Origin of the sequence: Pseudarthrobacter phenanthrenivorans Sphe3 (genome assembly GCF_000189535.1) — a bacterium.
Classification (GTDB): Bacteria; Actinomycetota; Actinomycetes; order Actinomycetales; family Micrococcaceae; genus Arthrobacter; species Arthrobacter phenanthrenivorans.
In genome coordinates, this window is record NC_015145.1 from 1,200,193 (window position 1) to 1,221,947 (window position 21,755).

The 21,755-nt window shown below is 66.1% G+C and carries 20 protein-coding genes and 1 riboswitch; of the genes, 13 read left to right on the forward strand and 7 right to left on the reverse strand.

All coding sequences use genetic code 11. The annotated features are described in order from the left end of the window. Window positions 1-35 precede the first annotated feature (35 nt). Together mmsA and ASPHE3_RS05615 are read right to left on the reverse strand one after the other, a co-directional pair. A complete protein-coding gene (gene mmsA / locus ASPHE3_RS05610) occupies window positions 36-1,592 on the reverse strand; it encodes a multiple monosaccharide ABC transporter ATP-binding protein (RefSeq protein ID WP_013600262.1) in 1,557 nt (518 codons plus the stop codon). A 132-nt stretch (window positions 1,593-1,724) separates the two neighbouring features. Next, a complete protein-coding gene (locus ASPHE3_RS05615; protein ID WP_013600263.1) occupies window positions 1,725-2,915 on the reverse strand; it encodes an ROK family transcriptional regulator in 1,191 nt (396 codons plus the stop codon). Window positions 2,916-3,119: 204 nt separating this feature from the next. On the opposite strand from ASPHE3_RS05615, the gene ASPHE3_RS05620 reads away from it, so the two are divergent. Continuing rightward, a complete protein-coding gene (locus ASPHE3_RS05620) occupies window positions 3,120-3,914 on the forward strand; it encodes a nitrilase-related carbon-nitrogen hydrolase (protein WP_013600264.1) in 795 nt (264 codons plus the stop codon). Here ASPHE3_RS05620 and ASPHE3_RS05625 read toward each other — a convergent pair. Then, on the reverse strand, window positions 3,893-5,515 hold the full coding sequence (locus tag ASPHE3_RS05625; RefSeq protein ID WP_013600265.1) for a PucR family transcriptional regulator: 1,623 nt from the start codon (window positions 5,513-5,515) through the stop codon (window positions 3,893-3,895). The genes ASPHE3_RS05620 and ASPHE3_RS05625 overlap by 22 nt on opposite strands. A gap of 109 nt (window positions 5,516-5,624) precedes the next feature. On the opposite strand from ASPHE3_RS05625, the gene ASPHE3_RS05630 reads away from it, so the two are divergent. Both ASPHE3_RS05630 and ASPHE3_RS05635 read left to right on the forward strand, forming a co-directional pair. After that, complete coding sequence (locus ASPHE3_RS05630; protein ID WP_013600266.1) at window positions 5,625-7,172, forward strand: amino acid permease; 1,548 nt, start codon at window positions 5,625-5,627, stop codon at window positions 7,170-7,172. Beyond that, window positions 7,169-8,902 (forward strand): flavin monoamine oxidase family protein, encoded by a 1,734-nt coding sequence (locus ASPHE3_RS05635; protein WP_013600267.1) that lies wholly within the window; start codon window positions 7,169-7,171, stop codon window positions 8,900-8,902. The genes ASPHE3_RS05630 and ASPHE3_RS05635 overlap by 4 nt, the downstream gene beginning before the upstream one ends. Here the strand turns inward: ASPHE3_RS05635 and ASPHE3_RS05640 are convergent. Further along, entirely contained in the window at window positions 8,899-9,417 is a 519-nt protein-coding gene (locus tag ASPHE3_RS05640) for a gamma carbonic anhydrase family protein (RefSeq protein ID WP_013600268.1), read from the reverse strand. The two genes, ASPHE3_RS05635 and ASPHE3_RS05640, sit on opposite strands and share 4 nt — an antisense overlap. 193 nt (window positions 9,418-9,610) lie before the next feature. After that, window positions 9,611-10,471: a formyltetrahydrofolate deformylase gene (gene purU / locus ASPHE3_RS05645; RefSeq protein ID WP_041651993.1), complete on the reverse strand. Its 861-nt coding sequence runs from the start codon at window positions 10,469-10,471 to the stop codon at window positions 9,611-9,613. A gap of 43 nt (window positions 10,472-10,514) precedes the next feature. Beyond that, a riboswitch (ZMP/ZTP riboswitch) is annotated at window positions 10,515-10,600 on the forward strand. A gap of 145 nt (window positions 10,601-10,745) precedes the next feature. Here purU and glyA point away from each other — a divergent pair. The 10 genes from glyA to ASPHE3_RS05695 all read left to right on the forward strand — a co-directional run bounded on the left by glyA (window position 10,746) and on the right by ASPHE3_RS05695 (window position 20,091). Further along, a complete protein-coding gene (gene glyA / locus ASPHE3_RS05650) occupies window positions 10,746-12,044 on the forward strand; it encodes a serine hydroxymethyltransferase (protein WP_013600270.1) in 1,299 nt (432 codons plus the stop codon). Between the two features lie 4 nt (window positions 12,045-12,048). After that, window positions 12,049-12,951 carry a bifunctional methylenetetrahydrofolate dehydrogenase/methenyltetrahydrofolate cyclohydrolase gene (locus ASPHE3_RS05655; RefSeq protein WP_013600271.1) on the forward strand — a complete coding sequence of 301 codons (903 nt, stop codon included), beginning with the start codon at window positions 12,049-12,051 and terminating at the stop codon, window positions 12,949-12,951. A 137-nt stretch (window positions 12,952-13,088) separates the two neighbouring features. Then, a complete protein-coding gene (locus tag ASPHE3_RS05660) occupies window positions 13,089-14,048 on the forward strand; it encodes an ABC transporter ATP-binding protein (protein WP_174266611.1) in 960 nt (319 codons plus the stop codon). Next, window positions 14,041-14,889 carry an ABC transporter permease gene (locus tag ASPHE3_RS05665; protein WP_013600273.1) on the forward strand — a complete coding sequence of 283 codons (849 nt, stop codon included), beginning with the start codon at window positions 14,041-14,043 and terminating at the stop codon, window positions 14,887-14,889. Before ASPHE3_RS05660 ends, ASPHE3_RS05665 begins: the two co-directional genes overlap by 8 nt. Further along, on the forward strand, window positions 14,886-15,719 hold the full coding sequence (locus tag ASPHE3_RS05670; protein WP_013600274.1) for an ABC transporter permease: 834 nt from the start codon (window positions 14,886-14,888) through the stop codon (window positions 15,717-15,719). The genes ASPHE3_RS05665 and ASPHE3_RS05670 overlap by 4 nt, the downstream gene beginning before the upstream one ends. Before the next feature lie 68 nt (window positions 15,720-15,787). After that, complete coding sequence (locus ASPHE3_RS05675; RefSeq protein WP_013600275.1) at window positions 15,788-16,348, forward strand: hypothetical protein; 561 nt, start codon at window positions 15,788-15,790, stop codon at window positions 16,346-16,348. Between the two features lie 10 nt (window positions 16,349-16,358). After that, a complete protein-coding gene (locus ASPHE3_RS05680) occupies window positions 16,359-17,192 on the forward strand; it encodes an exodeoxyribonuclease III (RefSeq protein ID WP_041652622.1) in 834 nt (277 codons plus the stop codon). 20 nt (window positions 17,193-17,212) lie between these two features. Beyond that, window positions 17,213-18,256 (forward strand): tryptophan--tRNA ligase, encoded by a 1,044-nt coding sequence (gene trpS, locus ASPHE3_RS05685; protein WP_041651994.1) that lies wholly within the window; start codon window positions 17,213-17,215, stop codon window positions 18,254-18,256. Between the two features lie 70 nt (window positions 18,257-18,326). Continuing rightward, entirely contained in the window at window positions 18,327-18,923 is a 597-nt protein-coding gene (locus tag ASPHE3_RS05690) for a 2'-5' RNA ligase family protein (protein ID WP_013600278.1), read from the forward strand. A gap of 97 nt (window positions 18,924-19,020) precedes the next feature. Then, window positions 19,021-20,091, forward strand: a complete 1,071-nt coding sequence (locus ASPHE3_RS05695) for a YihY/virulence factor BrkB family protein (protein WP_081459891.1) — start codon at window positions 19,021-19,023, stop codon at window positions 20,089-20,091. On the opposite strand, the gene ASPHE3_RS05700 is transcribed toward ASPHE3_RS05695, so the two are convergent. Together ASPHE3_RS05700 and ASPHE3_RS05705 are read right to left on the reverse strand one after the other, a co-directional pair. Further along, window positions 20,048-20,818 carry an alpha/beta hydrolase family protein gene (locus ASPHE3_RS05700; RefSeq protein WP_013600280.1) on the reverse strand — a complete coding sequence of 257 codons (771 nt, stop codon included), beginning with the start codon at window positions 20,816-20,818 and terminating at the stop codon, window positions 20,048-20,050. The genes ASPHE3_RS05695 and ASPHE3_RS05700 overlap by 44 nt on opposite strands. A gap of 153 nt (window positions 20,819-20,971) precedes the next feature. Further along, on the reverse strand, window positions 20,972-21,754 hold the full coding sequence (locus ASPHE3_RS05705; protein WP_013600281.1) for a succinate dehydrogenase iron-sulfur subunit: 783 nt from the start codon (window positions 21,752-21,754) through the stop codon (window positions 20,972-20,974). Window position 21,755 lies beyond the last annotated feature (1 nt).

Here is a 21,755-nt window from a genome sequence, read left to right on the forward strand (position 1 = left end):
CCTTGGGTCCGAAGGTTCTGGGATGATCCAGGGGATCAGGCGGCTTTACGGGCGGAGGTCATCAGTTTCATCAGGCTTTCCTGGCTGGCCTCGTCTTTGTTCAGGACACCGGTGATGGCGCCTTCGAAAATGGTGTAGATGCGGTCCGACAGGCCCAGGAGTTCGGGGAGCTCCGAGGAGATCACGATGACTCCCTTGCCCTGGTTGGCCAGCTGCTGGATGATGCCGTAGATCTCGTACTTGGCGCCAACGTCAATGCCGCGGGTGGGTTCGTCCAGGATCAGCAGGTCGGGGTCGGTGAACATCCACTTGGCCAGGACAACCTTCTGCTGGTTGCCGCCGGAAAGTTTCGCCACGCCTTCCTCCACCGACGGGGTCTTGGTGCGGAGGGACTTGCGATACTGCTCCGCAACCGTGAATTCCTGGTTCGGGTCCACCACGAAGTTGCGGCTGATCTTGCGGAGGTTGGCCGAGACGGTGGTGGTCTTGATGTCGTCCAGCAGGTTCAGCCCCAGGGACTTGCGGTCTTCCGTGACGTAGCCCAGGCCGGCGTCGATGGCCTGGCGGACCGACTTGAGGGTGATTTCCTTGCCGTCCTTGTAGATCTGTCCGCTGATGAAGCGTCCGTAGGAGCGGCCGAAGACGGAGCGTGCCAGTTCTGTGCGGCCTGCGCCCATGAGGCCGGCGAACCCGACAATCTCGCCCCGCCGGACGAAGAAGCTGGAATTCTTGCAGACCAGCCGGTCCTGGACGTTGGGGTGGGCCACGGTCCAGTTCTTGACCTCGAAGAAGACCTCGCCGATCTTGGGCGTGTGGTCCGGGAAGCGGGATTCGAGGGTGCGGCCCACCATGCCCTTGATGATCCGGTCCTCGTCCACGCCGTCGGCTTTGACGTTCAGCGTCTCGATGGACTTGCCGTCGCGGATGATGGTGATGGAGTCGGCGATCTGCTCGATCTCGTTCAGCTTGTGGGAAATGATGATGCTGGTGATGCCCTTGGCCTTGAGGCCGAGCATCAGGTCCAGCAGGTGCTGGGAGTCGGACTCGTTCAGCGCAGCGGTCGGTTCGTCCAGGATGAGGATCTTCACGGATTTGTTCAGGGCCTTGGCAATCTCCACCAGCTGCTGCTTGCCGACGCCGATTTCCTTGATGGGCGTATCCGGGTCCTCGCGCAGGCCCACGCGGGCCAGCAGGTCCAGGGAACGCAGGCGGGCTTCGGCCCAGTCGATAACACCGCGTTTGGTGGGCTCGTTGCCCAGGAAGATGTTTTCCATGATGGACAGTTCGGGGATCAGCGCCAGTTCCTGGTGGATGATCACGATGCCGGCGTGCTCGCTGGCCCGGATGTCCCGGAACTGCTGCACCTGGCCCTGGTAGACGATGTCGCCGTCGTAGCTGCCGTACGGGTAAACGCCAGAGAGCACCTTCATCAAAGTGGACTTGCCGGCGCCGTTTTCGCCGCAGATGGCGTGGATTTCCCCGGCCTTCACCCGCAGGTTCACGTTGTCCAACGCTTTAACGCCCGGGAATTCCTTGGTGATGGACCTCATCTCGAGGATGATCGGTTCCGTTTGCGTGGTCTGGGACGTCATGAGCCCTAACCCTCCAATGCAATGACTTCTTTGTCCGGCCGGCAAAGCGCAGGGCCGTCTGATCCAAAAGTAAACTTGATCACTACTGTTGTCGTCAAGTCTTTAACGCAATCCGGCGGATAACGAAACGGTCTAGCTCTTCCGGATCCCCGCGTGCTGGAAGACGAGGGCGGCCGCACCGAGGGCTTCCGCACGGTCCCCCAGGGAGGACATGGCCAGCGTCGTGGTTTCGCCGATGACCGGTACGGCGTGCCGGACCAGGCCCCGCTTGATGGGGTCCAGGAGGATGTTGCCCAGCCCTGCCAGCGGTCCGCCCACCACAATCACTTCAGGGTTGATCAGGTTGGCCACATTTCCGAGCGCGCGGCCTACGGCGAGGCCCGCGTCGTCAATGACCCGCAGGGTGGCGGAGTCCCGCGCCAGGGCCTTGCGCACGATGTCAGCGGGCGTCAGCGGGCGGTCTTCGCCACGGCTGAGGAGCTCGATCATGGTGGTGGTGGATGCGATGGTTTCCAGGCAGCCGCGGTTGCCGCAGCGGCAAACCAGGCCCTGTTCATGGATGGTTGCATGGCCGATTTCACCGGTGATGCCCACGTTCCCGTAGTAGGGGGCCCCGTTGAGGATCAGCCCTGCACCGATGCCGGACCCGATCTTCAGGAACATCAGGTTGCTGACCCCGGAATGCTGCCCCCAGGTGACCTCCGACCAGGCGCCAAGGTTGGCGTCGTTGTCCACGAATACGGGGATTTCCAGCGTTTCTTCAAGGTATTGGAGGATGTTGATCCCCACCCATTCCGGCAGGATCGCGCCCTGCGCCACGGTCCCCGTGCGCCGGTCGATCGGCCCGGGGATTCCGACGCCGGCACCCACCACGGCGCTCCGTTCAACTCCGCTTTCCCGCAACAGCTTGTCCAGCAGGGCCACCGCCGCCTGGACGCCTTCCTCGGCCTGGTGGCCCAGCGGCAGCATCACGGATTCCTCGGCGATGACGTGATAGCTGAGCGAGGCCAGGACCACCCGGAGGTGCCGGCGCCCGAAGTCGATTCCCACCGCCACGGCCCCGTTGCTGTTCAGCCTGACGTTCAACGCGCGGCGGCCGGAACTCGTGGTCGGTTCCACCGACGCGAGCCCGGAATCAAGCATGATCTTGACGATGTTGGAGACTGTCGCAGTGGAAAGCCCGGTCTGCCTGGCGAGTTCGGCCTGCGTGGCCGGTCCGCCCATGAGGGTTTCAATGATGCGTTGCTGGTTGAGCTGCCGCAGGGCCGATTGGGACCCGGGATTTTTCGGTTTGCTCCTCGTTGAGCGCGTGGTTGCGGACATGCTAAGAAGATTGCCCTATTGCCGGTCTTGGAGTCAAGAAGTTAACACAAGCCTGTGGTTTGGGGCCTCCCTTCGGTGGGTAGGACGATCTGACCCTGCCCGCCCCGCCCGGGGTGCAAACAGGCCCGGCAGCCCGACGATGCGCTCGTTACGCTGGAGGAGCGGCCCAACCAACGGGCCCTTCGACGATGGAAGGTGGTAGCAGTGCTGCTGGCACTCCTGCAGGCTAATTCTGCAGTCCTTGATGTTGAGGCCAACTGCAGCGCCATCGCTGCCGCTGCCCGTGCTGCCGCCGCCCGCGGTGCAGCCGTCCTGCTGACCCCTGAGTTGTTTCCAGTTGGCTACGCGCCCCGCCGGGTACGTTCGGAACTGGCTCCCGCGTTGCTTCCGGCTCTCCGGGACCGGCTGGCAGCCATCGCCCGAAACAACCGCATTGGACTGGTCTACAGCCTGCCGCGCATTAGCGAACAGGGCGAGTGGCAGATCAGCGCAACACTCCTTGACGCGACCGGTGCCAGCCTGCTCAGCTACGGCAAAGTCCACCTGTTCGGGCCCGACGAGCGTGCGGCTTTCAGCCCGGCCAGGGAACGGCCCGGTGTTGTGGACTTCAACGGCATCCCCACCTCCATGGTGATCTGCTACGACGTGGAGTTTCCGGAGGCCGTGCGGGCAGCAGCCGTTGGCGGCGCGGAGCTGCTGCTGGTTCCCACCGCACTGGCGCACGGCTTCGATGACGTTCCCCGGGTCCTGCTGCGCGCGCGGGCGCTGGAAAGCCAGCTGACGATTGCCTACGCCAATCACAGCGGTGACGAAGACGGCTGCCGGTTCCTGGGCGGAAGTGTTGTTGCCGGGCCCGACGGCGGGCTGCTGGCAGAGGCGGGCGGGGAGCCACAGCTGCTGTACGCCGAGGTGGACCCGGGGGCGGCCGGGCGCGAACGGCGCACTGTGCCGTACTTGGAGGAACGCCGCCCGGACCTCTACAGCTCCTGGGGCTTCTGAGCCGGCTCCTGGTCCGGGACGTACTGCAGCGCAATCCAGAGTTCGGCGCGGACCTGCGCCTGGCCCAGATCCATCCCCAGAAGCTCAGCCGCCGCATTGATTTGCCGGCGCACGCTGTTGCGGTGCAGCCCCAGGTCCTTGGCTGTGGCATCCCAGCTGCCGTGGGCAGCCAGCCAGGACCTGAGCACCCGCAGCTGCGCTGCCCGGCGCTCGGCGTCGAGTTCAAGGACGGGTGCCAGCAGGCGCCCCGCGAGCAGGGTGCCGGCGTCACCGCCCAGCAGGCCTGTCACAGACCAGGTCAGCTCTTCCTCCCTGACACTCATTCCGGTGGCTTGAACCCGCGGGCGCAGGGCGCTGGCACGCCGGTACGCGGCAGGCAGGGCCGGAAGTTCCGCGGGTTCGCCCACCACCAGCCGCCAGCCCAGCTGTTCCACTTCGGTGAGCAGGGCGGCATCCACCTTCAGCCGCGTCACGGCGGTGAAGCCGTACTCGGTGAGTTCCACCATCTTGGTGTCGAACAGCCTGCGCCACTGGAGCAGTTCCCGCACCGGTCCGTCCGCGGCGGCCCCGGCAGGAATTTCGGCCCGGACGCCCTGCACCACACGCACCGGACCTGACCGTGTTCCGGCAACGCTCTGCGCCAGCAGTTCCTGCAGGCCCGCCAGTTCCCGGGGATTGGATCCGGACAGGCTCCCGGGGTGCAGCAGCAGGGCGGTGGCCAGCTGGCTGGGCGCCAATGAACCGCTGGTCCGCTGCCGGACCAGCAGTTCGAGCAGGCCCACCACGGAGGACACCACGTTGTTCTGGGCCGGGGTGAGGGCCCTGTCTGTTCCGAGCACCAGGGCGCCGAGCGTGGCGTCCCGGGTGCTTCGCAGCGGATGGCCGAACACCAGCGCCGGGCCAGCCGGCGTTTCCAGGGCTTCTGTCTCCACCCGTGGCCCGCTGCCGCCAAGGAGCTTTTTGAGCAGCGGCTGGAGCTGGGAAAGTCCGACGGCGGCCCCCGCCCGGGCGCGGACGCGGCCGTCGGTGCCCACCAGTACGGCCCACACGGGAACGCGTTGGATCAGCGCCGCCAGCAGTTCATGCTCCGGACGGGCGGAGAGTACCGCCCGCATAAGGTGCCGGTTCGTCTCCGCGAGTTGACGGAACACCTGGGCATTGCCCGATTCGAGGAGCTTGGAAAACTCCAGGCCCAGGGCGGCAAAGGGAATGTCCGCCGGTACCTGCACCAAGGTGAGGCCGTGCCGGCGGCAGGCCTGCACCACGTGGTCCGGGACGGCGTCGTAATAGGGCTGCAGGCCGAAGCCGAGCGCCGCTACACCGGCCGCGACAAGGCGCCGGACATACTCGTCCGCCCTCGCCGCGCCGCTGCCCCCGGCGTCCCGGAAGGGCAGGCCGGCTGTCAGGACGAACTCGCCGTCCAGCAGGTACGGCGTGGGATCCTCAAGTTCGCTGGGTTCCACCCACCGCAGCGGGGCATCGCCGTTGCCGGCGTCGTTCACCACCAGCACCCCTGCAGGCAGTGCCGCCAGGAACTGTCCCAGCGTCACGGCGTCGAGCTGGTCCTGGCCGGCATCGGCTAGTGGTGCATTGCGACTCATGAGTGAAGACTACAGGTCACTTTGCACATCGTTGAGATGCGGCTCACAACCCTAGGCTTGGGGAGGGGAAACCAGATCAACCACTCACTGACATGAACGGACGTCAACGATGACTGTGCCTACACTCTCCGGCCGCGCACCGGCCGGGAACAGCGGATCCGGCAGCCGCCCGGCGCTGGCCGCGCAACTGCTGCGCCGGAAACCGATCTCACAGATGGTCAGCGAAGCCGCAGGCAATGACGGCGACCCCCGCCTGGTGCGCAGCTTCGGCGTCCTGCAGTTGACCATGATCTCCGTGGGCGCCACCCTGGGCACAGGCATCCTGGTGATCCTGGGGGAATCGGTACCGCTGGCCGGTCCCGCCATCTGGATCTCCTTCGCCATAGCGGGCCTGGCCGCGCTGCTGTCAGCGGTGTCCTACGCGGAAATGGCGGGCCTCGTGCCGGTGGCCGGCTCGAGCTACTCCTACACATACGCCACCATGGGGGAGGGGATGGCCTGGATCTGCGGCTGGTGCCTGGTCCTGGAATACGCAGTGTCCGTGGCCGCCGTCGCGGTCGGCGCAGGGCAGTACGTCAACGAAGCCCTGGCGGTGTTCGGCACTGTCCTCCCTGATGCCGTTTCGCAGCCGCCGGGAGATGGCGGCATGGTCAACATCCCGGCCATGGTCATCGTTGTCCTGGCCACCATCCTCCTGGTCCGCGGCGCCAGGGAAAGCGCCTGGATCAACACCGCCATCGTGGTGGTCAAGGTGGGCATCCTGGTCTTCTTCTGCGCCGTGGCATTCACCGCCTTCAACGCCGGAAACTTCGAACCGCTGCTGCCCATGGGCGCAGCCGGCGTCTCGGCCGCAGCGTCCCGCGTCTTCTTCTCCTACATCGGCTTCGACGCCGCCTCCACTGCTGGCGAGGAAGCCCGCAATCCCAAGCGTGACCTGCCGCGCGCCATCATGCTTTCCATGCTGATCGTCACCACCATCTACGTCCTGGTGGCCGTTGCCGCCATCGGTGCCCGTCCCTGGGGCTGGTTCGACGGCACCGAGGCCGCCCTGGTGAAGATCCTCGAGGAGACCACCGGCCAGCCATGGATCGCACTGGTCTTTGCGGTGGGTGCTGTTCTGGCCATCGCCAGCATCGTCCTGACCGTTCTGTACGGGCAGACCCGCATCCTGCTGTCGATGTCGCGTGACGGACTCATTCCGAAGGTCTTCGGCCGCCTCTCCCGCCGCACCGGCACTCCGGTGGCCGGCACGCTCCTGGTGGGTATCGCCGTCGCCCTCACCGCAGGCCTGGTGCCCCTGGGTGCACTGGCGGACGCCACCAGCATCGGCACCCTGTTCGCCTTCGCCCTGGTCAACGTCGCCGTCATCTACCTGCGCCGGACCCGGCCGGAGCTGGAGCGCACCTTCCGCGTGCCCCTATTCCCGCTCACGCCGATCCTCGGTGCCGCCATGTGCGCGTACCTGATGGCCAACCTGGGCGCCGACACCTGGGTGACCTTCGCCGTGTGGATGCTGGTGGGGATCGCCGCGTACTTCGGTTACGGCCGCAGGAATTCCCGGGTGGCGGCGCTCAGCAACGAGGAATACCGTGAGCTTGCCGGACCGCAACTTTCATCCCAGCAAAACCCCGAACCGACGAAGGCAGAACTTCCATGACCATCGCCACCGAACTGCCGGCCTTTGATCCGTCCAGCACCACGGCAACAAGGGCAGCGGCCCCTGCCCCGGACGGCTCAGCCCCCGGCCCCATCACTATGCTCAACCCGGACTTCCCGTTCAGCTACGACCACTACCTGGCCCACCCGGATGGCCTGGGGTCGGTGCCTCCGGCACTGTACGGAACCGAGGTTGCCGTCATCGGTGCGGGACTTTCCGGCCTGGTCACGGCTTACGAGCTGATGAAGCTGGGGCTGCGGCCGGTGGTGTACGAAGCAGACCAGATCGGCGGGCGCCTGCGCACGGCTGCGTTCCCGGCTGCGCCCGGCGTGGTGGCGGACCTGGGCGGCATGAGGTTCCCGGAGTCCGGCAAGGCGTTCTACCACTACGTGGACCTGCTGGGACTGGACACCCAGGAGTTCCCCAACCCGTTGTCCCCGGCCACCTCCAGCACCGTCATTGAACTGGCCGGCCAGAAACACTACGCCGAAAAACCGGGCGATCTGCCGCCCTTCTTCCGCGAAGTGGCCGATGCTTGGAAGGCCGCCGTGAACGACGGCGCCAAGTTTGTGGAGATGCAGGAAGCCATCCGCGCCCGCGACACGGCCCGGATCAAGGAGCTCTGGAACGACCTGCTGCCGCTGATGGACGAGCAGACTTTCTACGGGTTCATCGCCGCCAGTGACTCCTTTAAGAAAGCGGGGTTCGCGCACCGGGAAGCCTTCGGCCAGGTGGGCTTCGGCACCGGCGGTTGGGACACGGACTTCCCGAACTCCATCCTGGAGATCCTCCGCGTGGTCTACACGGACGCGGACGACCAGCACCGCCTCATCCGTGGGGGAGCCCAGCGGCTGCCCGAGGCACTGTGGCAGCACGCGCCGTCGGGCATGGTGCACTGGCCGGAAGGAACGTCACTGTCCTCGCTGCACGCAGGGTCGCCGCGCGGCGCCGTGGGGAAGATCAGCCGTGATGCGGACGGAATCCTGCGGATCCGCGAACGGTGGGGCCGCGAAGCCAGTTACCCCGCCGTCGTGGCGACGTGCCAGTCCTGGCTGCTGTCCACCCGCATCCACACTGAGGAGACGCTGTTCCCGGCCGAGTTGTGGACTGCTATCGAGCGCTCGCACTACATGCAGTCCTCCAAGACCTTCGTCATGGTGGACCGGCCGTTCTGGAAGGACATCGATCCGGACACCGGCAACGAGGTTCTCTCGATGACCCTGACCGACCGGCTCAACCGTGCCACCTACCTGTTGGACAACGGCCCGGACCAGCCCGCCGTCATCCTGCTCTCCTACACCTGGAACGATGACGCGCTGAAGTGGCTGGCGCTGGATGCCGACGAGCGCGTGGAACTGATGCTGCATTCGCTCGGGCAGATCTACCCGGGCGTGGACATCGCGAGCCACATTGTGGGCCAGCCCATCACCGTCTCCTGGGAGGCCGACCCCAACTTCATGGGCGCTTTCAAGGCCAACCTGCCGGGCCACTACCGGTACCAGCAGCGGCTGTTTACGCACTTCAAGCAGGACAAACTGCCCGAATCCCAGCGGGGCATCTTCCTGGCCGGCGACGACGTCTCGTTCACTGCCGGCTGGGCCGAGGGGGCCGTGACCACCGGCCTGAATGCGGTGTGGGGCGTGGTGAACCACCTGGGCGGCTCGTCGGCGCCCGGCAACCCGGGGCCGGGGGAACTGCTGGATGCTATCGGCCCGATCCCGTTGGATTAGGTGTGCATCTCCCGGTGGGCCGCGGCCAACTCGCGGTAGCGCGCGGCGTTGGCCCGGACGCCGTCGTACTCCTCATCAGTGAGTTCCCGGCGCACCTTCCCCGGCACGCCCGCCACAAGCGAGCGCGGCGGGATGGTGGTCCCCTCCAGGACCACGGCGCCGGCCGCCACGAGCGAGCCGGCGCCGATCACTGCGCCATTGAGGACGGTCGCGCCCATGCCGATCAGGCAGTCGTCCTCCACCGTGCAGCCGTGGACGACGGCGGCGTGCCCCACGCTCACGCGTTCGCCCACCGTGCAGGGGAAGCCGGGGTCGGCGTGCAGCACCACGTTGTCCTGCAGGTTGCTGCCGGCGCCCACCGTAATGGCTGCCGTGTCCGCCCGGACCGAGACGCCGTAAAAAGCGCTGGAGTCTTCAGCGAGGGTGGCGTTGCCAATGATCGAGGCCGTGGGCGCAACGAAAACTGAGTCGTGGACGGCCGGGGCGTTCCCGGCGAAAGGGTAGAGAGGAGCCATGGGCCAAGCCTAGGACATCCGGCCCCGCGCCCAACTAAGTAGCACTAAGTGTCGTTTTGGGGCCGCAAAACGACACTTGGCGCTACTTAGTTGGGTTCAGGGGTTAGTTGGGAGGGGCAGGGGCGTGGAGGACCAGGAACTGGCAGTGCTGCCTCCAGTGCGCCCCCTGCGGCCGTCAGTCCTGCAAGGCACGCTAGTTAAAGACGACGGTCCGGTTGCCGTCCAGCAGGACGCGGTGCTCGGCGTGCCACTGCACTGCCTGGACCAGCGTGCGGCCTTCCACGTCGCGGCCCATCTGGACAAACTGCTCCGGCGTCCGGGCGTGGTCCACGCGGATGACTTCCTGCTCGATGATGGGGCCCTCGTCCAGGGCGGCCGTCACGTAGTGGGCGGTGGCGCCAATCAGTTTCACGCCCCGGGCGTGGGCCTGGTGGTAGGGCTTGGCTCCCTTAAAGGATGGCAGGAACGAGTGGTGGATGTTGATGGCCTTGCCCGTGAGCTCACTGCAGAGTTCGTCGGACAGGATCTGCATGTAGCGGGCCAGGACCGTCAGCTCGATGTCGTGCTCCGCCATGAGGGCCCGCAGCTTGTCCTCCGCCTGGGCCTTGGTTTCCTTGGTGACCGGAATGTAGTGGAACGGGATGCCGTAGAACTCGGCCAGGCCGGCGAGGTCCTGGTGGTTGGACACGATGGCAGGGATTTCGATGGGCAGGGTGCCGCTGCGCTGCTGGAAGAGCAGGTCGTTGAGGCAGTGGGCGGAGGTGCTGGCCATGACCAGGGTGCGCACCTTCTGGCCCACGGCGTTCAGGCTCCACTGCATGCCGAACGCCCCAGCCACCGGTTCCAGGGCAGCCCGCAGCTCGGAGGCGGGGGCCGCCGTCGTGACCTCCACGCGCATGAAGAAGTTGCCGGTGACGGGGCTGCCGTACTGCTGCGAATCCGTAATATTGCACCCTGCCACCAGCAGGGCTCCGGCCACCGCATGGACGATTCCCGGGCGGTCCGGGCAGGACAGGGTTACTACGTACGCTTGGTTCAGCTGCTCATTACTCACACGTACTAGCGTACCCGCGCGCGGGTACGCGAATTTGGTACGCTGAAAGGGTCGCAACTGGCGTTGGGTGGCTAACCACCAGGGAGCGGCAATCACGAAGACCACGGATCGTACGCCTGGGCCGAGGGTCATGTCTTGCCGGAATTGGGGCTGCACCCCGTCAGTACCGCAGCACCACGCCGGCGCATTCACGCGGTGTCATAAGGCACCGTGGATTTGCGCCAGCCGGTAGCCTGACCTAAGCAGTGCCCGTATCCCTAGCCAGGAGTTCTTCGTGACTACTACAGCCACCTCCACTACCGCCGTCAGCAACCAGCCTCTGGCTGAGCTTGACCCTGAAATCGCCGCAGTCCTTGACCAGGAGCTCGGCCGCCAGCGCGGCACCCTGGAAATGATTGCCTCCGAGAACTTTGCCCCCCGTGCCGTGATGGAGGCCCAGGGCTCCGTCCTCACCAACAAGTACGCCGAGGGCTACCCGGGCCGCCGCTACTACGGTGGCTGCGAGTACGTGGACATCGCCGAGCAGCTGGCCATCGACAGGGTCAAGTCCCTCTTCGGCGCGGAGTACGCCAACGTCCAGCCGCACTCGGGCGCGCAGGCCAACGCCGCCGCACTCTCCGCCATGATCACCCCCGGCGACAAGATCCTTGGCTTGTCCCTGGCCCACGGCGGCCACCTGACGCACGGCATGAAGCTGAACTTCTCCGGCAAGCTCTACAACGTGGCGGCCTACCAGGTGGAGGAAGACAACTTCCGCATCGACATGGACAAGCTGCGCGAGCAGGCCATCGCCGAGAAGCCCCAGGTGATCATCGCCGGCTGGTCCGCCTACCCGCGCCACCTTGACTTCGCAGCCTTCCGCTCCATCGCGGACGAGGTCGGCGCGCTGCTCTGGACCGACATGGCACACTTCGCCGGCCTGGTGGCCGCCGGACTGCACCCCAGCCCGGTGCCGCACTCCGACGTCGTCACCTCCACGGTGCACAAGACCCTTGCCGGCCCCCGTTCCGGTGTCATCCTGGCCAAGCAGGAGTGGGCCAAGAAGCTGAACTCCAATGTGTTCCCTGGCCAGCAGGGCGGCCCGCTGATGCATGTCATCGCCGCCAAGGCCGTGGCCTTCAAGATCGCCGGGACGGAGGAATTCAAGGAGCGCCAGGAGCGTGTCCTGGAAGGTGCCCGGATCATCGCAGACCGCCTCAACCAGGCCGACGTCGCCGAAGCCGGCGTCTCCGTGCTCACCGGCGGCACCGACGTGCACCTGGTCCTGGTGGACCTGCGCAACTCCCAGTTGGACGGCCAGCAGGCGGAAGACCTCCTGCACTCGGTGGGCATCACCGTGAACCGGAACGCGGTCCCGTTCGACCCCCGCCCGCCGATGGTCACTTCCGGCCTGCGCATCGGCACCCCGGCCCTGGCCACCCGCGGCTTCGGTGCCGCCGAATTCACCGAGGTGGCCGAGATCATCGCCACCGCGCTGAAGGCAGGCAACAGCGCCGACGTCGAATCCCTCCAGGCCCGCGTGGACAAGCTCGCCGCCGACTTCCCGCTGTACCCGCAGCACGAGCAGTGGTGAATCCATGACTGAAGCAACCAAGACTGCCCGCATCCTCGACGGACGGGCAGCAGCAGCCGCCATCAAGGCGGAGCTGACCGAACGCGTCGCCGCCCTTAAGGCCCGTGGTGTCACCCCCGGTATCGCCACCGTGCTGGTGGGGGCGGACCCGGCCTCCCAGCTGTACGTGTCCATGAAGCACAAGCAGTCCGTGGAGATCGGGATGAACTCCATCCAGCGCGAGCTTCCGGCTGACGCCACCCAGGAGCAGGTGGAGGCCCTCATTGACGAACTCAATGCGGACCCCGCCTGCCACGGGTACATCGTCCAACTGCCCCTGCCCAAGCACCTGGACACCGACGCCATCCTGGAGCGCATCGATCCCGCAAAGGACGCCGACGGCCTGCACCCCACCAACCTTGGCCGGCTGGTGCTGAACGTCAACGGCGAGATCACCTCGCCGCTGCCGTGCACCCCGCGCGGCGTCATCGAGTTGCTGGTGCGCAACGGCTACGACCTCAAGGGAAAGCATGTGGTGGTGGTGGGCCGCGGCGTGACCATCGGCCGGTCCATCGGGCTGCTGCTGACCCGGCGCGAGGTCAACGCCACCGTGACGCTGACCCACACCGGCACCACCAACCTGTCCGAACTGCTGCGCCAGGCGGACGTCATCGTGGGTGCAGCCGGAGCCAAGCACATCGTGAAGGCGGCAGACGTGAAGCCCGGCGCTGCCGTACTCGATGTCGGCGTCACCCGTGAGACGGATCCCGAGACCGGCAAGAGCCGCGTTCATGGCGATATCGAGCCGGCCGCTGCCGAGGTGGCGGGCTGGATCTCGCCCAACCCCGGCGGCGTTGGCCCCATGACCGTAGCGCTGCTGATGACCAACGTGGTCGAAGCGGCGGAGCGCGCGGCGGCAAGCGCCTAGCTCTGCAGCAAAGCAGTACGACGGCGGCAGGCACCTTCCAGCTCAAGGTGCCTGCCGCCGTCGGATTTTAACCCGGACCGGACTTCCACTTAGCGGGCAGCTCAACTAGTCTGCGGAGGGTGCACAACGAAGCCATCATGCCCTCCGCGATCCGGACGGGCGGCGCAGGAGCGCCCGGCGCCGTGATCGCAGCCGAAAACCTGACCAAGATGTACGGCGAGGTGCCCGCCGTGGACGGGATCTCCTTCAGCGTCCCAGCCGGCGAGTCCTTCGGCCTGCTGGGGCCCAACGGCGCCGGCAAATCGACCACCATGAAGATGATCGGCGGCGTGACCCGCCGCACCTCCGGGGACCTCCGCATCATGGGCCTGGACCCGGACAGCCACGGGCCGGAGGTGCGCGCGCACCTGGGCGTGGTGCCGCAGCAGGACAACCTGGACGAGGAACTGCGGGTCCGGGACAACCTGCTGGTCTACGGCCGGTACTTCGGCCTGCCCATGAGCTACCTCAAGCCGAAGGCAGATGAACTGCTGGAGTTCGCGCAGCTGACGGACAAAGCCAAATCCAAGGTTGATTCCCTGTCCGGCGGCATGAAGCGGCGCCTCACGATTGCCCGCTCGCTCATCAACGAGCCCCGGATCCTGCTCCTGGACGAGCCCACCACCGGGCTGGACCCGCAGGCCCGGCACATCCTCTGGGACCGCCTTTTCCGGCTCAAGGAGCAGGGCGTGACGCTGATCCTGACCACCCACTACATGGACGAGGCCGAGCAGTTGTGCGACCGGCTGATCGTGGTGGACAAGGGCCGGATCATGGCCGAGGGCTCACCCGCCCGGCTGATCCGCGATCACTCCACCCGGGAGGTGGTGGAGCTGCGCTTCGGATCCGCGCGGAACACCACCATAGCCGGAGAGCTGGACGGCATCGGCGAACGGCTGGAGGTCCTGCCGGACCGGGTGCTGATCTACGCGCACGACGGCGAGTCCGCCCTTGAGCAGGTAGCGGCCCGCGGCCTGCGGCCACTGACGTCGCTGGTGCGGAGGTCCTCGCTGGAGGACGTGTTCCTGCGGCTGACGGGCAGGAGCCTCGTTGACTGAGGAAACGCTGCCGGGTGCGGACGCCCGGGCGCACAGCCCTGCCGTGGCAGCCGCGAAGGCGCGGCGCTGGGGTGCGTTCTACTACGCCGAGCAGGTGCTCCGCGTCATGAAGGGGTACAGCTGGTCCATCATCATGTACAGCGTGGGCCATCCCGTGGCCTACCTGTTTGCCATGGGTGTGGGACTGGCCACCCTGGTGGACTCGCAGGGTGCGGGGTCCTTTGGGGGAGTGGGCTATGTGACGTTCGTAGCTCCGGCGCTGCTGGTGTCCGCGGCAGTCATGACGGCCGCCAACGAGTTCACCTTTCCCGTGATGGACGGCTTCAAGTGGCGCAGGACCTACTACGGGCCGCACGCCTCGCCCCTGACTCCCCAACAGATCGCGGCAGGGCACATCATGGCGGTGACGCTGCGGTTCCTGCTGCAGTCCGCCGTCTACTTCGCCGCAATTGTCCTGTTCGGGGCGGCACCTGGAGGCTGGGGCTGGGTCACCATCCTGGTGGCTACCCTGGCAGGGCTTTCCTTCGGCCTGCCGCTGATGGCCTACTCCGCCTCAATAACCGAGGACAAGGGGCAGTTCGCGCTGGTGATGCGGTTCATCGTGATGCCACTGTTCCTGTTCTCCGGAACGTTCTTTCCCCTGGATACCCTGCCGCTGGCGGTGCGCTGGATCGGCTGGATCTCCCCGATCTGGCACGGCACCGAACTGGGACGGGTGTTCAGCTACGGTTACCAGGAGCCCCCGCTGCTGACAGTCCTGCACGCCGTGGTGCTGGTGGGCCTGGCGCTGCTGGGCTGGTTCCTGACCCGCCGGCGGTTCGCGGCAAGGATGAGCCGATGAGCGCCGGCGTCGAGGCGGGCAGTGCCACGGAGGCTGCACGCAACAGGACTTTCGGGGCACTGTACTCACGCAATGCCCGGGCTGTCATTGGCCGCGGGATGCTGGCGACCAGGAGCAGCAACTGGCTGGTAATGCTCTCCGGGTTCTTCGAACCGGTCCTGTTCCTGGTCTCCATGGGCGTGGGACTGGGCTCCATCGTAGGCTCCGTGCAGGGGCCCGGGGGCGGGGAGATCAGCTACGCGGCCTACATCGCCCCGGCACTGCTGGCGGTCTCGGCGATGAACGGCGCCGTCTACGACTCCACCTGGAACGTGTTCTTCAAGATGAACTTCGCCAAGCTCTACCAGGGGATGCTCTACACCTCGCTGGGGCCGCTGGATGTGGCGCTGGGAGAAATCTTCCTGGCACTGCTGCGCGGGCTGCTGTATGCGCTCGGGTTCACGGCAGTGATGGGGATGATGGGCCTCATCACCACCCCGTGGGCGCTGCTGATGGTTCCTGCGTCGGTGCTGATCGCCTTCGGCTTCGCCAGCATCGGGATGGGGATCACCAGTTTCCTCAAAACCTTCCAGCAGATGGACTGGATCAACTTCATCATGCTGCCCATGTTCCTGTTCAGTGCCACGTTCTACCCCCTCAGCGTCTACCCGCAGGCCATCCAGTGGCTCATCCAGGCCATGCCGCTCTGGCACGGGGTGGAACTGCTGCGCCAGATCAGCGTGGGCACCTTCACCGCCGCCACGTCCATCCACATCGGCTACTACCTGGCGATGACCGCCGTCGGCATGCTGCTCACCACCGTCCGCCTGCGCCAGCTCTTCCTGAAGTAGCCCGGGGCCGTGTTCGCCGGGGGTGGAAGGCGGCGGGAGCACCTCCCCGGGTTTGAGAGAATAGCTCTATGCGAACCCTCGGCAGCAGTTCCACGTCATCCTCCAAACCCGCCCGGGGCGGATTCTCCATGTTCCGCATCAGCGGGCCGGGACTCATGGTCCTGGTCACCGCGTTCGTTGTGGCCGTGATCTTCGCGGCCAACCAGAACGACGTCGTGGGCTGGGTTGTTGCCATCATCGCCTTCTTCTGGCTGGCGCTCGCGTCCTTCGTGGTGTTCAGCATCCAGAAAGCCGCCAAAAAGGCCGGCGCCAAGCTGAGCGAAGCCCAGAACGCCTTCACGTCCGCAGCCGGGCGCGGGCCGTACGCCCCGACTGACCAGGGTGGAATCCGGGTTGTTGCCGAGCGCTCGCAGGCTGACGAGGTCCGCGACCTCAAGCTGGACCACTCCTTCAAGATCGTCCAGGTGCAGATCCGGGTGGTGGAAGAGGAGCGGGCCAAGGGTGCTGCCGCCAACCAGGACACCATCAACAGGGCGTTGGAAACCATCGAGATCACTGCCACGAATGCCAGGGACATGATCAAGTCCTCCGGCAGCGGGGAGCCGGTCACCGGAACCATCATCGACTAGAGTGGAGCGGGTGAGCTCGGCATTGAAGAAGGACCACCTTCGCATCGCATCAGTCAACGTCAATGGCCTCCGTGCCGCCTTCAAAAACGGTATGGCGGCGTGGCTGGAGCCCCGCGAAGTGGACATCCTCTGCCTGCAGGAAGTCCGCGCCCCCGATGCCATCGTGCGGCAGCTGCTGGGCGACGGCTGGCACATCCTGCACTCCGAGGCTGAGGCGAAAGGACGCGCCGGCGTGGCCATCGCCTCCCGCGAGGAACCCCTGGCCACCCGTGACGGCATTGGTGACGACTACTTCGCGACGGCGGGCCGCTGGGTGGAGGCCGACTTCCGCCTTACAGACTCAGCAGGGGAACGGGTGCAGCTGACCGTGGCGAGCGCCTACGTCCACTCCGGCGAAGTGGGCACCCCCAAGCAGGACGACAAGTTCCGGTTCCTGGATGTCATGACCACGCGCCTCCCGGAGCTGAGCAAACACAGCGACCATGCCCTGGTGGTGGGTGACCTCAACGTCGCGCACACGCCCCTGGACATCCGGAACTCAAAGGGCAACGTGAAGAAAGCCGGCCACCTGCCGGAAGAACGCGCCTACTTCGACAGGTTCTTCGGCGAGGAGATCGGCTGGCATGACGTCCACCGCAACCTCGCCGGCCAGGTCGACGGGCCATACACCTGGTGGTCGCAGCGCGGCAAGGCGTTCGACAACGACACCGGCTGGCGCATCGACTACCACCTGGCCACCCCCGCCCTGGCCGCGTCCGCCATCTCCGCCGTGGTGGACCGGGCGCCCTCGTGGGACACCCGCTTCTCCGACCATGCCCCGTTGGTAGTGGACTACCAGCTCTAAGCCCCGAAGGTTCCCTCCCCATGACTAGCCCTACTTTGCCCGCAGCCAAGAAGCGCATCCTTTCCGGCGCCAAGCCCACGGCCGACTCCCTGCACCTGGGCAACTACATCGGTGCCGTCCGCAACTGGGTGGACATGCAGGCTGAGTACGACGCCGTGTTCTTCATCCCGGACCTGCACGCCATCACCGTGGACTTCGATCCCGCCGAGCTGGCCAAGCGCACCCGGATCGTGGCGGCCCAGTACATCGCGGCGGGCATCGATCCGGACAAGAGCATTTTTTTCGTGCAGTCCCACGTGCCCGAGCATGCACAGCTGGCCTGGGCCCTGAACTGCATCACCGGGTTTGGCGAAGCCTCCCGGATGACCCAGTTCAAGGACAAGACGCAGAAGTCCGGCGCCGACGCCGCCACCCTGGGTCTGTTTGCCTACCCCACCCTGATGGCCGCTGACATCCTCCTGTACCAGACGGACCTGGTGCCGGTAGGAGAGGACCAGCGCCAGCACCTGGAGCTCACCCGTAACCTGGCCCAGCGCTTCAACACCCGGTTTGGTCCCACGTTTACCGTCCCCGAGGCGACCATCGTCAAGGAAAGCGCCAAGATCTACGACCTGCAGAACCCCAGCGCCAAGATGTCCAAGACGGGCGAATCGCCCAACGGCGCCATCCAGCTGCTTGAGGATCCCAAGATCGCGGCCAAGCGCATCAAGTCCGCAGTGACCGACGCCGGCACGGAGATCCGGTTCGACGCCGAGGAGAAGCCCGGCGTTTCCAACCTGCTCACCATCTACTCCTCCCTCACGGGAAAATCGGTGGCTGAACTCGAGGCCGAATACCAGGGAAAGATGTACGGCCACCTCAAAGTGGATCTTGCAGAGGTGGTGGTGGATTTCGTGACACCCCTCCGCAACCGGACCAATGAGCTGATGGCCGATCCGGCGGAGCTGGACCGGCTGCTGGCCCACGGCGCCGAGCGCGCCCGTGAAATCGCCTCGGTCACGCTCGCACAGGTGTACGAGCGCATGGGCTTCCTGCCGTCCCTCAGCCTCGCCGGAGTCCGCTAGCGCCATGCGGTCCAGCGACGTCGCGGCAAGGCAGAGTTCCCGTTCCACCCACCGGGTGGGAGGGACGCCCGTGAACTCACAGGGAGGACCTGCGGGCCGCCGTGCCGAGGCCGTCACCCCGGTTTCCCGCCCGGAGGACATCAGCGTGGGCGTGATCCTTGGCTTTCCTCCCGGAATCGCGGAGGAACTGCAGCGTTGGCGGGCCTCCTTTGGCGACCCCCTGGCCGACATCGTTCCAGCCCACATCACCCTGGTGACCACCACCCCCACCCGCGACTGGGAGGCTACCCTGGAGCACGTCCGCGAGGTGGCCCGGCGGCAAAAGCCTTTCACTGTCACCATCGCAGGCACCGGAACGTTCCGCCCGGTGTCGCCGGTGGTCTTTATTAACGTGGAGGACGGGTTCGACCACTGCGTTGACCTGCACGAAAAACTCCAGCAGGGCCCCCTTCACCGCGAACTGCCGTTTGCCTACCACCCCCACGTCACCATTGCCCATGACGTGGCCCCGGAAAGCCTCGACGAAGCCGAAACGGTGCTGAGGAACTATAGGGCCACCTTCCCGGTGGTTAGCATGGGACTTTACGAGCATGATGCCGACGGCATCTGGCAGCTACGGGAAGAGCTGGACTTTGGGACCCAAACTGACAACGACGGCGGCAGCTGACTCCCGGAGTCCCTTGCGGGCGCAGGCCAGGCAGGCTGAGCAGCAGCCCCTTCCCACGGAGCATGCCCGCCTGAAGCTCGCGGTCATCCAGAAGCGGATGGACTGGAACAAGGCACGCAGGGCCGGTGCCGGTCCTGTACCCACCGTGATGGCGATGTTCCAGTGGCTGCTGGCCCGCCTGAATGCGCTGCGCCCCATGCGCGCCTTCAGGCACTACAACCTCCAGCACGGGCCGCTCATGTCCGCCGGCATCGGCTTCAACATGTTTTTCTCCATTACCGGTTTGCTCACCACCGGCTTCTCCATCGCCGGGCTCGTCCTGCGCAGCCAGCCGGCACTCCTGGACACGATCGTCAGCAGCGTGGCACAGAGTGCTCCCGGGCTGCTGAAGGTCAGCGGGGGAGAGGGGCTGGTGGATCCGCAGGACCTGCTGAACCCGGACGGCCTGGGTTGGACGGCAACCATTGCCGCGGCTGTGACGGTGTTTACGTCGCTGCGCTGGATCGCGGGGATGCGGGACGGGCTTCGGGGAGTCCTGGAGCTGCCTCCGCTGCTGGTCAACCCGGTCCTGCTGAAGCTCCGGGATGCAGGGACCTTGCTCCTGTTGGGTGTTGCCCTGGTCATCAGTGCAGGGGCTTCCCTGGTCTTCGGCACTGCTGCAGGCTGGGTTACGGATTTCCTGCGCCTGGACGAGGTCGTGGCGGGTCCGCTGACCACATCGGTCAAGATCGCGGTTCCGCTGGTCCTGAGCTGGGTTACGGCCGTCATCATGTTCCGGCTTGCCGGCAGCCTCAAGTTGTCCCGGAGGGCACTGCTGGAGGGCACCATCCTGGCGGCCCTGGGCACAAGTATCCTGCAGATCTTCAGCACAGAGCTGCTGGCGGGTGCGGGACGGAACCCCATCCTGGCACCCTTCGCCATCATCATCGGCCTGCTGATCTGGTTCAACCTGGTCAGCCAGGTGTACCTGATCGCGGCCGGCTGGTCGGCCGTGCGGGAAGCGGACCTGAAGGGCGGCGGGCCCGCGCATGAGAAGGGCACATGGGGCGCCCGCCAGGTCCAGCCCGGCAAAGTTCCCGTCCAGCCGGGGAGAGGGCCCGCCTACGCCGACCCGGGCACCCCTGCTACTGCCCGGCGTCGAGGTACTGGTCGGCCCAGGCAGCGATAATCCTGGCCGCACGCGCCGCCTGGCCTTTGCCCGTGAGCAGATGGTCGCTGCCTTCGAGGGAGACGAAGTTCCGCGGGTGGCGGGCTGTCTGGAAGATCGTACTGGCGTTTTCGATTCCCACGGTGTTGTCCGTGGGGGAGTGCAGCACCATCAGCGGCTTGTGCAGCTGCTTGATGCAGTCGGTCAGGTCCGCGTTCTCCAGGTCCTCCACGAAGTGTTTGCGGATCTCCACCCGCTTGCCGCCAAGGTCCACCTCTGCACTGCCCTCACTCAGGATCTTATCCAGGGCCGCATCGAACACGTGCGCCACGTGCTTCGGCGAGAAGGGCGCCCCAACGGTAGCGACGGCGTCGAGCTCGGGAATCTCCCGTGCGGCAGCCAGGACGGCCGCGCCGCCGAAGGAGTGGCCCACCAGCAGGGAAATCTGCTTCCCCTGGCTGCGCATGAATTCTGCTGCCTTGACCGTGTCCGCAACCTTGTGGCTGAACGATCCGGCCGACCATTCACCGGCGGAGCCTCCCAGGCCCAGGTTGTCGAACCGGAGCATGCCCACGCCGCTGTCCGCCAGCGCCTTGCACATCCGTGACGCGGACGGGCTGTCCTTCCCCAGCGTGAAACCGTGCGAAAAGACACCCCAGCCCTTGACGGGGCCTTCCGGGACATCGATGATTCCCGAGAGCATCTCGCCGGTGGAACCTTCAAAGCTGACTTTTTCGGAGCGGGACAAGGCGTCCCCTTTCGTATCGTACGAATGGCTGTGGGCCCACGCCCGCCGGGTTCCCTGGCCGAGCTTGCGGGGTCAGGGGGCGGGTGGGGAGAAACGACGACGGCGCCGCTCCCCCTGGGTGGGGGACGGCGCCGTCGTCTGCTTGGTCCTTTGTCAGATCTTGCGGGAGAGAATGGCCTGCTTGACCTCGGCGATGGCCTGGGTCACCTGGATGCCGCGGGGGCATGCTTCGGAGCAGTTGAAGGTGGTGCGGCAGCGCCACACGCCTTCCTTGTCATTGAGGATCTCCAGGCGCATGTCGCCCGCGTCATCGCGTGAATCGAAGATGAACCGGTGGGCGTTGACGATCGCGGCGGGGCCGAAGTACTGGCCGTCGGTCCAGAACACAGGGCAGGAGGAGGTGCAGGCAGCGCAGAGGATGCACTTGGTGGTGTCATCAAAGCGCTCACGGTCCTCCGCGGACTGCAGGCGTTCGCGGGTGGGCTCGTGGCCCTTGTTGATGAGGAACGGCATGACCTCGCGGTAGGACTGGAAGAACGGCTCCATGTCCACAATGAGGTCCTTCTCCACCGGCAGGCCCTTGATGGGTTCCACCGTGATGGGCTTGGACGTGTCCAGGTCCTTCAACAGGGTCTTGCAGGCCAGGCGGTTGCGGCCGTTGATGCGCATGGCATCCGACCCGCACACGCCGTGCGCGCAGGAACGGCGGAAGGACAAGGTGCCGTCCATTTCCCACTTGACCTTGTGCAGGGCATCCAGCACGCGGTCCGTGCCGTACATGGTCAGGTGGAAGTCATCCCAGGTGGCTTCTCCGGAGACCTCCGGGTTGTACCGCCGGACGCGCATGTGCACATCGAACGTGGGGATTTCGCCGCCACCGCCAACGCCTGCAGGCAGTTCAATCTTTGAGGCTGGCTCAGCAAGTTCAGCTGACATC